Source organism: Sphingobacterium hotanense (genome assembly GCF_008274825.1).
GTDB lineage: Bacteria > Bacteroidota > Bacteroidia > Sphingobacteriales > Sphingobacteriaceae > Sphingobacterium > Sphingobacterium hotanense.
This window is the reverse complement of sequence record NZ_CP030848.1, coordinates 38,071-51,639: the sequence shown is the minus strand read 5'-3', so window position 1 is coordinate 51,639 and position 13,569 is coordinate 38,071. Positions and strand designations below refer to the sequence as shown.

Here is a 13,569-nt window from a genome sequence, read left to right as displayed (position 1 = left end):
TTTTACCAATTAGAATTATGAAGCAAATTCTCTATGCTATAACTCTGATTCTGTTATCCTTACACACAGGATCTATCCTCGCTCAAGACATTAATTTACTACAAAGCCGTTTACAGCAATATGCTTCCGAAAACCCGCAGGAGAAGATTCATATGCATACGGACCGCAACTTGTATAGCGCTGGGGAAACCATTTGGTATAAGACTTATACTGTAATTGATATTGAAAACAGGCTCTCTACCCTCTCTAATCTAATCCATGTCGATCTCATCGACCCGAAAGGAACAATCATAGCATCTAGAATGCACCTCAACATCAACGGACTCAGCTTAGGGGAAATTGAATTGACCGACACATTAGTCGATGGATCCTATCGCTTAAGAGCCTATACCAATTGGATGCGAAATGACAGCTCCGACTACTTCTTCGAAAAGGTTTTGGAAATTGGGAATGTACGAACCGATGAGCTGTTCTCCAAAGCGACCCTAGTCACGATAGATGGCACCCCATATTACCAGATCAAGTTGGAGAACGCCGATGGAACCCTACTCCCGAAAACAACAGTTCGTTATGAGGTCTTTGATGGTGAAGACAGCATCGATAAGGGTCGGGCGACATTGAACGAAGATGGCAATATCCTGATCAAGGTCGACAACAAAAACCGTGGGAGAGGGATCATGCTGAGTATTCGAAAGCCGGACCGACGCACCGTAAAAAAATACATCAATAGCCAGTCTTTCTTTTCTGAAAACGATGTCCAAGCATTCCCTGAAGGCGGATACTATTTGGCGAATGAACTCAATAAGATAGCTTTCAAAACGACAGACCCACGTGGAAGAGGAATTCCCGCCACAATCACCGTTTTTACAAATGCCGATGATACAGTTGGGAAAGTGGCCACTAATGACCTCGGATTGGCTGCTGGCAGCTTTTTCCTAATAGACAATAGTAGTTATCGCGCAGAGGTTAAGTTCAATGATGGCACAGCCAAAACGATAGACCTCCCACAGCCACAAAAAAGTGGATATGCGATGGTCGTGGGAACCAATTTTAACAAGATTTATACACAGGTCAACATCTCTGAAGACAAAATCGATAGCAAAGATCTCTATATTGTCTTCCAACATTTGGGCAATGTTTACTATATCGCGAAACAGGCCGCTAAGAAAAAGAATATTACGTTCATTAAGGAACAGAAAGACTTGCCAACCGGCGTTATTACCATCAGCATATTAGATCATAATTTACAGCCAATTCTGGAAAGAGCATATTTTAATAAGCGTACAAGCGAAGTTCCAACAGTAGATTTAAACCTAGATAATAAAAGCTATGGCACCAGAGATAAGGTGCTTAGTGAAATTATTATAGGGTCTGAAGCAGATAACATGCGCGTTGCATCACTTTCAGCGTCTGTCGTTAACTTATCCAAGATTGGAGCTGAATTGGAAGATCAATCCAATATCCTCAGCAGCTTACTACTGCAGAGCGATGTCAAAGGCTACATTGAGCGTCCCGCCTATTATTTCAATAGCGATGGAACCTTTAAGCTCGAAGACTTGGACATGCTCTTATTGACCCAAGGCTGGCGTAAGATAAACTGGGCAAAATTAGACTCCCCAAATAAGAAACCGGAGTTCCACGCCGAGAAAGGCATTCGCATCGCAGGATACGTTAAGCGCATGGGTAGGAAGGCCGCTGTTCCGAATGCAAAGGTTCAACTCATATCCACACATAACTTTATGGATTATATTGATACGACCGCAAATGAGGATGGCTATTTCCAAATTGATGATCTCATCTTCCCCGACAGCGTGAAGTTTATCCTATCGGCCCGGAATCAAAAAGATAAGAAATATGTGGATATTTCCTTGATTGAAACGTCGAAGCCGCAAGTCAATATCAGAAGAAACCAACCCTTGATCAACAACGACATCAACACTGTATTTAAGGACCAATTTCTTGCAACGAAGGCGTTTTATAACGAGTTGGAAAATAAAGGCTTGATGGACAAAACTATTCAGATAGAAGAAGTCGTCGTACGTGCTACCCGGCCAAAAGCGGCAGAGCACTCTAGTAATTTAAATGGTCCTGGAAATGCTGACCAAGTTATTACGGCGGAAGAATTAGGTCCCTGTCCAAACTTGGAAAGCTGCCTTGGCGGTCGTCTTTTAGGTGTTGTATTCCGAAACGGACAAGCCTATATGACAAGAGGCAATACCGAACCGATGCAACTTATCGTCGATGGGATGTATATGGAGGCCGATATGCTTTCTATGATCAATCCATTCGATGTGGAAACCGTTGAAGTGCTTAGAAACGTAAATTATACTTCCATCTATGGATTCAATGGCGCCAATGGCGTCCTTATTATCACGACAAAGCGTGGTGGAGGTCTCGTGGCGAACTCCAAACCTATCGGAATGATTGTCGCTCAACCCAAAGGTCTTTCGATGATCAAAGAATTCTACAAACCTGTCTACGAGCCTGACTCCACTTCCGGATTCCAAAGCGACCTACGAACTACCATACATTGGGTGCCAAACCTCGTTACGGATGAGAGCGGCAAAGCACAATTTGACTTCTATACTTCCGACGAGCCGGGAACTTACCGTATCACGTTGGAAGGCATCGATTTAATGGGTAGGATATACAGAAAGCAAGTCGATTTTGAAATGAAATGATAATATTTTCTGTAAATTACCCTAATTAATGTTATAAATACGTCCGTATGCATTCATACCTGAAGACACAAGTAACAGACCATATCTGTTATATCCAATTAGATCGTGGCAGATCAAATGCTATGCATCTTGAAATGATTGAAGAACTTTCTGCTACGATTCAGCAACAGCAAGACGACCCTAGCGTAGAAGCTATCGTTTTGCAAGGGAAAGAAGGATTCTTTACCTCTGGCCTCGACTTAATAACGCTGTTTCAATACGATGAACAACAGATCCGCACGTTCTGGGAGAAGTTCATAGACCTATTGCACCAGCTCGCCGCATTCCCTAAGCCTAGCATCGCTGCGATAACCGGGCATAGCCCCGCCGGAGGTTGCGTTCTGGCTATCTGCTGCGATTACCGCGTTATGGCGGAAGGCGAATTCATTATCGGTTTAAACGAAGTTCCGGTTGGCATTATCGTTCCTTCCAGCATCTTCGATCTCTATAGTTTCTGGATTGGGAAAGCCAATGCACATCGATTCCTGCTAGAAGGAAAACTATTATCTCCACAGGCTGCCCTAGAGGTTGGATTGCTCGACGAGGTTGTCCCTTTCGAACGCATCCAGACCGCCGCAGGAAGAAAAGCAAAACACTATATGCAGTTCGATAAAAACGCATGGGGTGCCACTAAGATGAATATCCGCAAAGACCTGTTGAAAAACATTGCACAAACAAAGGATGAAGCGATCGAACAAGTACTTAAGCAATGGTGGGCACCATCGACGCGTTCGATCTTAAAAACTATTATCGACAATTTGACAAAGAAATAAAATGGCAGTACAAGGAGCTTTACAACAAGATGCCCTAAAAGGGAAGACCATCGTCGTTACTGGTGGTGGAACAGGATTAGGAAAAGCAATGGCAACCTATTTCTCCGAACTTGGTGCTAATTTAGTCATCAGCAGCAGAAAACTCCCGGTATTGGAAGAAGCCGCCGCTGAGATCAACAACAAAACAGGTAATGCTGTTCTGCCGGTCGCATGCGATATTCGCAATCCTGAGGAAGTTGAAAACCTACGTATTCAAGCAGAAAAAGCATTTGGCAAAGTCGATGTGCTATTAAACAACGCGGCGGGTAACTTTATCTCCCCGACGGAACGCCTCTCCCCGAACGCCTTCTCGACCATTATCGATATCGTTTTGAAAGGAACTGTAAACTGTACCTTGGAATTCGGAAAGAACTGGATCGAAAAGAAACAACAGGCAAACGTGCTCAACATCATCACTACCTACGCCTTTACAGGTTCGGGATATGTTGTCCCTTCTGCGGTAGCTAAAGGTGGCGTATTGACCCTTACCCGCTCCCTGGCCGTAGAATGGGGGAAATATGGAATCCGACACAATGCGATTGCTCCAGGACCTTTCCCGACAAAGGGAGCTTGGGACAGATTATTGCCTGGCGACTTGGCCGCTAAATTCGATTTCAAAAACCGTGTACCCTTAAAACGCGTAGGCGACCATCAGGAACTCGCTAATTTGGCAGCTTTTTTGGTATCTGATTATTCCGCTTACATCAATGGCGAGGTCATCACCATCGATGGCGGTGAATGGTTACAAGGCGCAGGACAATTGAGCGGATTGGAAGCCGTAGAACCGGAAATGTGGGATGCAATCGGACAGACGATAAGAAAAAACAACAAGTAATGATTAAAAAATACTTAGCATACTTTTTCGTATGCGGGTTGTTCCTTACAGCATGTAATAATAGCAACAAGACAACCGAAGAAAAACAAGACAGCGTTGTACGCGAGCCTATCGATCAACCGGAAGAAGTACAACAAATATCGGAAGTGATTACACGCTTCGTTAGGGCATATATCAGTCAGGATAATGAAAAGCTAAATGCTCTCGTTCATCCGGAACTTGGCATGGCAATCATCTATCGTCCGGGAGCAGCAGATACATTCGCATTGATCGACTCCTTTGATTTCAAAAAGCCGGTGCCGGAGTATTACGCTTACCCGCCTCTTCAGAACGACCAGGTATTGACCTTCGAAAAATTACCGAGCTTCGATTGCGGCTCGATGAAATGGGATAAAACAGGGTTCTACAGCGACACAACCTCGAACAGCCAAACGCAACTGTTGCAGACCATTGTCAAGTTTGAGGAAGAGTTTGAATCTTCCAAATACAATGAGCAGCAGAAAAAACGCATCCAAGAGTTGGAAAACGGCAGTTACCGCGTTATATTAGCACAGCCCGAAGAAAGCTTAATCTTCCATGTTAAGCAGTTTGGTACGGCTTGGTATGTCACATTACTTGATCGCGCATATGGCGGTTGCGACGCATAAGAAACACATTACTATTAAGAATTCAATAAGACCTCATGGGCAATTTAGATAAAGACACACAGGCGAGAATCAACCAATGGTTGACGAACGAATATGACCAGGATACGGTGGCACAGGTACAGAAGCTGGTTGATAACAACGAAGAAACCGAATTATTAGACTCCTTCTACAAAGAATTGGAGTTCGGGACAGGTGGTTTACGCGGCATTATGGGCGTAGGTTCCAACCGAATGAATAAGTACACCATCGGAAAAGCGACGCAGGGCCTAGCGAACTATCTGTTAAAGCAATTCCCGAATCAAGACATCAAAGTCGCAGTATCTTATGACAGCCGCAATAATTCGCAGGCATTCGGAAACTTAGTGGCCGATGTATTCTCTGCGAACGGCATCCATGTTTATTTATTTGAAGAATTACGACCTACCCCGGTATTATCCTTTGCCGTCCGTCATTTCGAATGCCAAGGCGGTGTGATGCTAACAGCATCGCATAACCCGAAGGAGTATAACGGCTACAAAGCATATTGGAACGATGGCGGACAATTGGTCGCGCCGCACGACAAGAACGTAATCACGGAAGTGAATGCTATTCAATCGGTCAATGACATCAAATTCGGTCGCGTAGAAAAGAACATCACCTTAGTAGGTTCAGAATTCGACGATATCTACATCGCTGAGAACAAAAAACTAAGCATTCATCCGGAAGCGGTTCAAGCGCAAAAAGATCTGAAAATCGTTTACTCTCCAATCCACGGAACAGGTATTACCGTAGTTCCGAAAATGCTGAAAGCATGGGGATTTGAAAATGTAACGATCGTAGAGGAACAAGCTGAACCAAATGGGAATTTCCCTACCGTGATCTATCCAAATCCGGAGGAAGATGATGCCATGGCGAAAGCAAAGCAAAAGGGCCAAGAGCTGGACGCAGATGTCGTGATGGCAACAGACCCCGATGCAGACCGCGTTGGTGTGGCTATTAAAACACCTTCTGGATCTTTCCAATTAATCAACGGAAACCAGATCGGAAGCTTGCTGACTTATTATGTCCTTTCTTCTAAAAAGGCATTAGGCCAACTAAAACCAAACGATTATATCGTAAAAACCATCGTAACGTCTAATCTATTCGCAGCGATTGCGGATGCACATAATGTAAAATACTATGAAACATTAACAGGTTTTAAATACATCGGTGAAGTGATGACCAAATTATTGGGCAAGGAAAACTACTTGGTCGGTGGCGAAGAAAGTTACGGCTATCTGGTTGGCGATCTTGTCCGCGATAAAGATGCGGTAAACTCCTGCGCTTTTATTGCCGAGATGTGCGCTTATTTCAAAAACCAAGGAAAGTCGCTATACGACGTTTTGGTACAGCTTTATTTGGAATATGGCTTCTACAAAGAAAAACTAATCTCCCTAACGAAAAAGGGTAAAGCGGGTGCTGATGAGATCAAACAGATGATGGCTGATCTTCGTGCAGAGCTTCCTAAAACGTTAGGTGGAGTTGAAGTAGTAGAAGTTCGCGACTACGAAAACAGCGAAACAACGAACATGAAAACCGGCGAGAAATCGAAAATCGATCTTCCAAAGTCAGATGTTCTGCAATTTATTACAGCTGATGGCGATGTAATTTCCGCACGCCCTTCCGGAACAGAGCCTAAAATCAAGTTCTACTGCTCCGTAAAAGAGAAATTAGCCTTTTCATCAGAGTACGGACAGATCTCCAACCGCCTTGACGATAAAGTGGAAGTGATGATGGCCGACATAATCAAGGATTAATGGAAAAGTGGAAAGTATTAGATTCTAAATACATCATTCAGCGCCCTTGGGCAACGCTAAGAGTCGATCGACTCGAAATGCCCAATGGCAATATCAAAGAGGAGTATTATGTGCTAGAATACCCGAAATGGGTAAATATGATCGGTATTACTAAAGAAAATACCATCCTCTTTGTTAAACAGTATCGCCATGGTGCCGGCAAAGTATTGGTAGAGCTTCCTGCAGGCGTGGTAGAAGACGGCGAGGAGCCGGAACTAGCAGCGCGCAGAGAGCTATTGGAAGAGACCGGCTATGCATTCGATTCCATTGAATATGTTTGTAAGCTCTACGCAAACCCGGCTACTTCAGGCAATCCAACCTTCACCTATATTCTTCAAGGCGGCGTGAAAATACAAGAACAGGAACTCGATACTTCCGAAGACATCGAAGTGGTCGAGATGAGTATAGAGGAAGCGAAGGCTTTTCTATTCGACAATAAAATCGGACAGGCACTCCATGCCTCTGCCCTATTCTACAGTTTTAAGAAGTTAGGTTTACTTTAATGTAGACCTAACTTAATTCTTTCTTAGCCCTGCTTTTCGCAATATTCAACGCTATTTTGTTACCTTTGCCGTATGGCTAGAGAAATTTATGAAACAAAGCGAAAAGCGCTTAAAATAAACCTAAACCCTGATATTTACGGAACATTTGCAGAGATCGGAGCCGGACAAGAGGTTGCCCGTAACTTCTTCGAAGCAGGCGCCGCATCAGGTACTATCGCAAAAACCATGTCGGCCTATGATATGGCTTTCTCCGATGCAATTTATGGCGTGGAGGAGTCTGGTCGCTACGTGAGCCGTACGCGCTTAAACAAAATGCTAGACCATGAGTTCGATTTATTAACCGAACGCCTACAGGGCGAAAAATACAAAAGCAAGAAATTCTTCGCCTTCGCGGATACCGTAACTACCTTAAACTTCACGAAATCCAATGAACCGCATGGCTGGATCGGAATCCGTTTCCAACATGAGGTCGACGGACCGACCAATGATATCGTTATCCACGTCCGCTTATTAGACTCTGATAATAGATTGCAAACAAAAGTATTGGGGATCTTAGGTGTAAACTTAGTATTCGCCGCTTATTACTACGCGGAAGATCCACAAACGATGATCGAATCGCTAGCAGACAACCTATCGGTAGGATCGGTAGAAATCGACTTAGTTAAAGTATCTGGCCCTATATTCGAGAAAGCGAATGAACGCCTGCTGAACCTCTACCTGATCGCCAAAGGATTTGCTAAGGCCGCTATCTTTAAACCTGACGCAAAGGCCGCACAGATTAAAGATTACTTATACAAAAAGAACATCATCATCCTTCGTACTAAATACCGTCAGAAGTCAAATCCTAACTTTGACCTCTTCAATCTTGCCGTAGAAGAATTCCGCAAGAATACCGGAGCAACGCCGGAGGACACTGTAGTGCTTATTGAGGTATTGATGGGAAATGTATTGGATGAGAACTCAAGCATCACAGACGAGGATCTAAATTACTTTGCAGAACGTGCGGAATACCTTTGTTCCACAGGAAACAATATCTTGGTATCCAACTTCCGCCGCAACAACCACCTCGCCGAGTTTGTTCAAAGCTTCAAACCAAAGCATGTAGGTATTGCAACCAACGTGTACAACCTGAAGAATATCTTCACCACACACAACTACAACAAAGAAAACTATACAAACGAGTTGTTATCCTATATCTCCGGTATGTTCAGCAAAAACGTAAAACTTTACGCCTACCCATACCTAGACAAAAAGAAAGAACAAATCGTGACCACCAAGAATATGCCGGTATCCGAAGAAGCAAAACCGCTATTCGACTTCCTATTGCAAAACAAATACATCATCGATATCGAAAACTACGACGAGAAGTTTGTTAAAACAGTATAGTTTAGATATTAGGCATTAGATGTAAGATATTAGAGTAAGGCGCCTTACTCTAATATCTTACATCTAATTTCTAATCCAAATATTTCTTAAATATCGCATACAAAATCCGCTTTTCATGCTCGTTTAATGTTGCGACATTTGGATTTTCTTGTATATAATGATATTTGAAACCTTTGATGGCTGCATCTAGGTTTTTTACGTCGAAACCGATGATGCGCAGTGCTATTTTGACATCAAAGTTTGCCGGGACTTCTTCCAGCGGTTGCTCATACCAGTATCCGAAACCTTGGTCGGCGAGGGTTTTCCAAGGGAAGCGAGACGGATCACTCTTACGCGTCGGCGCATAGTCCATATGTCCTATGAAATTGCCTTGCGGGATATTGTACGAAGTCTTTAGCTGTTGCAGCAACTTCACCAAAGCCTGTATTTGAGCATCTGGCCATGGATCGGTAGTACCATTATTGTCAAGCTCGATACCGATCGAAGATGAATTTAAGTCTGTATCATTGCCCCATTTGCCGGCTCCGGCGTGGTGGGCTCTGAAATAATCGTTCACCATCTGCACGATCTTGCCATCCCGACCAATTACATAATGCGAGCTAACGCCAACCTTTTGATTATGGAAAGTCTTCACCGTCTGATCTAGCGACGCTTGTGCCGTATGATGGATCATCACGTAATTAGGCTTCCGCATCCCAAAGTTAGTAGAACCAATCCACGCCTTTTGATCAGCACCAATCTTCGCTAGCTGACCTTCTACGGGCGCTTCCTTGTAGATTTCCGAAAATTCCTTTGCTTTTTTCTTATAAACTTTCTCCGTTGCGGCATATTTACCACCTCCGCAAGAGGTCGCCAATGCCGCAATAACCAAATATGTAAATACGTTTCTAATCATTTTCTCTATCTCATTTAACCAAAAGCAAACACCCCTTACAGAGCATCAACCACAAATTCAGGCCGCCCAACTCCCGGTTCCAGCTCGATCAGCTGAAAATTCCGAAACTCCATCAGCGCGCCTTCCGCTTCCAGGCAAACATAACCTTTTCGCTTTGAAGCCAAGCGGATGCTATTGACAAATTTACCATTTATAGCCAATTTTACGGTGCCATCAATACAAACAACAGTATACTTGTTCCATTCCCCAACTCCCAAACAGCGATTCTCGATCGACTTACTGCGGTCTCCACGAGGATTATCCGGTGATGCGGTCATTCCTCCGGCACCAAACAATTCCCCATGCACGTAGGCAATCGGCGGTGTAACACCGTCCCTTGTATTCTGATTCACCCAATCGAGCTCTAACATCTGTACTTCCATGCCCATCGGCAGGTCATTCTTCCCAGGAACCGCATCCGACCATACAAATACCCCTGAATTACCTCCTTTTTCCAAATGTCGCCATTCCACATGGATGATAAAATTCTCATACATTTTCTCTGAGCGGATCACTCCAATTGGATTGCCCTTGTTCACCAAAACCTTCCCTTTGGGTATCCAGGTCGTATCCGAAGTGTTTACATCAATCCACTGTATCGGCTTTCCTTTTGCCTTGGGATTGACGATAGATTCATCAAAACTTTTCTCCACACCAAAGGTGAAAAGCTTTTTCTGTGAACTTGCTCCCAAGGAAAAAGCCATAAACATTAGAAATAACGTTGCGCCCAATAGGTTTAGTCTCTTCATATCAGTAGGTTTTAAGTATCCCTAAGATAAGGATTTGCTGACAACTAAATCAAACCCAATGTAGACCCAATGTAAAGCACTTCAAAAGCGGTTATGATTGGGGTTTGTATTGGGTTTGAAAGGGGTATAAAAGGGCTTTAAGTAAAAGGAACTGTGTAGCGGGTATTAGGAATGCGGGATGTGTTGTTGAACTAGGAAAGAGCCCCCTCTAAAAACAAAAAAAAGCTGCCCCAATAGGAGCAGCTCTTTAACAGACGCAAGGTCTAATATCTAAAATCTCACATCTAATCGCTACCTACGCTTCTGCGTAAGCTTCGATTGGAGGACAAGAACAGATTAACGTTCTATCGCCTTGTGAGTCGTTTACACGACCTACGGAAGGCCAGAATTTATTGATTCTTAAGTATTCAACAGGGTAAGCTGCTTTTTGACGCGAGTAAGGTCTATCCCACTCGTCTGCAGTTACTACGCGTGCCGTATGTGGCGCATGTTTCAATACGTTATCTTTTTGGTCAACCTCGCCATTTTCTACAGCAGCGATTTCTTGGCGGATAGCGATTAATGCTTCGCAGAAACGATCTAACTCTGCTTTAGACTCAGACTCTGTAGGCTCAACCATTAAGGTACCAGCAACAGGGAATGACACAGTTGGAGCGTGGAAACCGTAGTCCATCAAACGTTTTGCGATATCTGCAACTTCGATTCCTACGTTTTTGAAACCACGACAATCTAAGATCATCTCGTGTGCACAACGTCCGTTAGCACCAGCGTATAATACCGGGTAGTGCGACTCTAAGCGTGCTTTAATGTAGTTAGCATTTAAGATGGCAGTTTTCGTAGCATCGGTTAATCCTTCGCCACCCATCATTGCGATGTATGCGTGGGAGATTACTAAGATAGATGCTGAACCGAAAGGTGCTGCAGATACAGCTGAGATACCCTCTTCGCCAGAGATTTCCACGACTTCGTGGTTAGGTAAGAAAGGTACTAAGTGTGCCGCTACGCCGATTGGACCCATACCAGGACCACCACCACCGTGAGGGATACAGAATGTTTTGTGTAAGTTTAAGTGACAAACGTCAGCACCAATATATCCTGGGCTTGTTAAACCTACCTGTGCGTTCATGTTCGCACCGTCCATATATACTTGACCACCATTTTCGTGGATGATATTACAGATCTCAACAATCGGCTCTTCGAATACTCCGTGCGTAGATGGATAAGTTACCATTAGCGAGTTTAAGTTTGCCGAATGCTCCGTTGCTTTTGCTCTTAAGTCTTCCACATCGATGTTTCCGCGCTCGTCACATTTCACAACAACCACTTTCAAGCCTGCCATAGATGCCGAAGCCGGGTTTGTTCCGTGTGCAGAAGCCGGGATTAAACAGATATCTCTATTCAAATCTCCACGGCTGTGATGATAAGCACGGATAACCATTAATCCTGCGTATTCACCCTGTGCACCAGAGTTCGGTTGGAACGACATTTTAGCGAATCCAGTGATTTCACACAACCAATCGTTCAATTCGTTGATCAATTGCATGTATCCTGTTGTTTGGTCTGCAGGAGCGAATGGATGTAATCCGCCGAAACGAGCCCAAGTAACAGGTACCATCTCGGTTGTCGCGTTCAACTTCATCGTACATGATCCTAAAGGAATCATCGAATGACAAAGTGAAAGATCTTTTGCTTCTAACGATTTGATGTAACGCAACATCTCGCTTTCAGAGTGGTAGCTATTGAAAACAGGGTGTGTTAAGTAATCAGAAGCGCGCTCTAATTCCTCTGGAATAGAGTTTCCTAATTCTTTGGTGAAACCAGATAGATCAACATCATTTACAGATTTACCTTTGATCTTCGCGAATACTTTCACGATAGTTTCGATATCTGCTAGTGTCGTAGTCTCATCGATAGAGATTCCTACGGTATTATCAGCGTAGTAAAAGTTAAGCTCTTGATTCAAAGCTTCAGACTTCAATGGGCTAAGTTCTTTATCGACTTCGAAACGTAAAGTATCGAAGTAAGTCGCATTTAATTGTTTGTAACCTAAGGCTTGGATTGCTTTATCAGCAAGTTTAGTTAGATCATTGATACGTAAAGCGATGTTTTTAATCCCTTTTGGACCGTGGTAAACCGCGTAGAAAGAAGCCATAATAGCTAGTAATGCTTGCGCAGTACAGATATTAGAAGAAGCTTTATCTCTACGGATGTGTTGCTCACGAGTTTGAAGCGCCATACGCAATGCATATTCACCGTTCGAATCGGAAGTTACACCGATGATACGACCTGGGATATTACGTTTGTAGGCGTCTTTTGTTGCGAAGAACGCTGCGTGAGGACCACCAAAGCCCATCGGTACGCCGAAACGCTGTGAGTTACCCACAACAACGTCTGCTCCCCATTCTCCTGGAGGCGTTAATAAAGCTAAAGCCATTAAATCTGTAGCAACACAGATTGTGATATTTTTATCATGAGCATAAGCCGTGAACTCTTTGTATTCATTTACAGAACCATCAGCAGCAGGATATTGGATAAACGCTGCGAATACATCGTCTGCTAAGTTTTCAACAGTTAAGTCTGCCACACGGATCTCTACACCAAATGGCACCGCTCTAGTTTGCAATACATCCAGTGTTTGCGGGTAGATATTCGGGGTTACTAGGAATGTATGAGCATCTTTGTTTTTGCGCGTGCTGTATAGCATAAACATCGCCTCAGCAGCAGCAGTAGCTTCATCCAATAATGATGCATTCGCTACTTCTAAGCCCGTTAAGTCAGAAACCATCGTTTGGAAGTTCAATAAGGCTTGAAGACGACCCTGTGCGATTTCAGCTTGGTAAGGCGTGTACTGTGTGTACCATCCTGGATTCTCGAATACGTTACGTTGAATAACGCCAGGTAAGATTACATCGAAATATCCCTGACCGATATAAGATTTGAATACTTTGTTTTTTTCAGCGATTTGAGCAACCTTTTCAAGGTAAGCAACCTCGCTTAATGCTGCAGGCAACTTTAAAGGTTCTTTTTTACGGATTTGCGCAGGTACGGTTTGCTCGATTAGTTCGTCTAAGGAGCTAACGCCAAGTACAGTCAACATTTCCTCTACTTGCGAAGCGCTAGGACCGTTGTGGCGATCCTGGAATTTCTCTTGGTAATTTATGTTACTCAT

The 13,569-nt window shown here is 43.7% G+C and carries 10 protein-coding genes; 7 read left to right on the top strand and 3 right to left on the bottom strand.

Features of this window, described 5'->3' with window-relative positions:
• Positions 1 to 17 precede the first annotated feature (17 nt).
• The 7 genes from DSM08_RS00280 (at position 18) to DSM08_RS00250 (ending at position 8,717) form a co-directional block, all read left to right on the top strand.
• Complete coding sequence (locus tag DSM08_RS00280; RefSeq protein WP_187773919.1) at positions 18 to 2,681, top strand: TonB-dependent receptor plug domain-containing protein; 2,664 nt, start codon at positions 18 to 20, stop codon at positions 2,679 to 2,681.
• A 47-nt stretch (positions 2,682 to 2,728) separates the two neighbouring features.
• A complete protein-coding gene (locus tag DSM08_RS00275) occupies positions 2,729 to 3,493 on the top strand; it encodes an enoyl-CoA hydratase/isomerase family protein (RefSeq protein WP_149524252.1) in 765 nt (254 codons plus the stop codon).
• Position 3,494: 1 nt separating this feature from the next.
• Entirely contained in the window at positions 3,495 to 4,367 is an 873-nt protein-coding gene (locus DSM08_RS00270) for an SDR family oxidoreductase (protein ID WP_149524251.1), read from the top strand.
• Positions 4,367 to 5,014, top strand: coding sequence for a hypothetical protein (locus DSM08_RS00265; RefSeq protein WP_149524250.1), 648 nt, complete (start codon positions 4,367 to 4,369; stop codon positions 5,012 to 5,014). Before DSM08_RS00270 ends, DSM08_RS00265 begins: the two co-directional genes overlap by 1 nt.
• Positions 5,015 to 5,049: 35 nt before the next feature.
• Positions 5,050 to 6,789 (top strand): phospho-sugar mutase, encoded by a 1,740-nt coding sequence (locus DSM08_RS00260; RefSeq protein ID WP_149524249.1) that lies wholly within the window; start codon positions 5,050 to 5,052, stop codon positions 6,787 to 6,789.
• A complete protein-coding gene (locus DSM08_RS00255) occupies positions 6,789 to 7,331 on the top strand; it encodes an NUDIX hydrolase (protein WP_149524248.1) in 543 nt (180 codons plus the stop codon). The genes DSM08_RS00260 and DSM08_RS00255 overlap by 1 nt, the downstream gene beginning before the upstream one ends.
• 72 nt (positions 7,332 to 7,403) lie before the next feature.
• On the top strand, positions 7,404 to 8,717 hold the full coding sequence (locus DSM08_RS00250; RefSeq protein WP_149524247.1) for a nicotinamide mononucleotide adenylyltransferase: 1,314 nt from the start codon (positions 7,404 to 7,406) through the stop codon (positions 8,715 to 8,717).
• A gap of 70 nt (positions 8,718 to 8,787) precedes the next feature.
• Here DSM08_RS00250 and DSM08_RS00245 read toward each other — a convergent pair whose 3' ends face one another.
• The 3 genes from DSM08_RS00245 to gcvP all read right to left on the bottom strand — a co-directional run bounded on the left by DSM08_RS00245 (position 8,788) and on the right by gcvP (position 13,569).
• Positions 8,788 to 9,612 carry an N-acetylmuramoyl-L-alanine amidase gene (locus DSM08_RS00245; RefSeq protein ID WP_149524246.1) on the bottom strand — a complete coding sequence of 275 codons (825 nt, stop codon included), beginning with the start codon at positions 9,610 to 9,612 and terminating at the stop codon, positions 8,788 to 8,790.
• Between the two features lie 35 nt (positions 9,613 to 9,647).
• Positions 9,648 to 10,400, bottom strand: a complete 753-nt coding sequence (locus DSM08_RS00240) for a 3-keto-disaccharide hydrolase (protein ID WP_149524245.1) — start codon at positions 10,398 to 10,400, stop codon at positions 9,648 to 9,650.
• A gap of 295 nt (positions 10,401 to 10,695) precedes the next feature.
• Complete coding sequence (gene gcvP / locus DSM08_RS00235) at positions 10,696 to 13,569, bottom strand: aminomethyl-transferring glycine dehydrogenase (protein ID WP_149524244.1); 2,874 nt, start codon at positions 13,567 to 13,569, stop codon at positions 10,696 to 10,698.

Excerpts from the sequence above, each read along its gene's own strand:
- DSM08_RS00280 (WP_187773919.1), top strand. The coding sequence starts at position 18 with ATGAAGCAAATTCTCTATGCTATAACTCTGATTCTGTTATCCTTACAC.
- DSM08_RS00275 (WP_149524252.1), top strand. The coding sequence starts at position 2,729 with ATGCATTCATACCTGAAGACACAAGTAACAGACCATATCTGTTATATC.
- DSM08_RS00270 (WP_149524251.1), top strand. The coding sequence starts at position 3,495 with ATGGCAGTACAAGGAGCTTTACAACAAGATGCCCTAAAAGGGAAGACC.
- DSM08_RS00265 (WP_149524250.1), top strand. The coding sequence starts at position 4,367 with ATGATTAAAAAATACTTAGCATACTTTTTCGTATGCGGGTTGTTCCTT.
- DSM08_RS00260 (WP_149524249.1), top strand. The coding sequence starts at position 5,050 with ATGGGCAATTTAGATAAAGACACACAGGCGAGAATCAACCAATGGTTG.
- DSM08_RS00255 (WP_149524248.1), top strand. The coding sequence starts at position 6,789 with ATGGAAAAGTGGAAAGTATTAGATTCTAAATACATCATTCAGCGCCCT.
- DSM08_RS00250 (WP_149524247.1), top strand. The coding sequence starts at position 7,404 with ATGGCTAGAGAAATTTATGAAACAAAGCGAAAAGCGCTTAAAATAAAC.
- DSM08_RS00245 (WP_149524246.1), bottom strand. The coding sequence starts at position 9,612 with ATGATTAGAAACGTATTTACATATTTGGTTATTGCGGCATTGGCGACC.
- DSM08_RS00240 (WP_149524245.1), bottom strand. The coding sequence starts at position 10,400 with ATGAAGAGACTAAACCTATTGGGCGCAACGTTATTTCTAATGTTTATG.
- gcvP (WP_149524244.1), bottom strand. The coding sequence starts at position 13,569 with ATGAGTAACATAAATTACCAAGAGAAATTCCAGGATCGCCACAACGGT.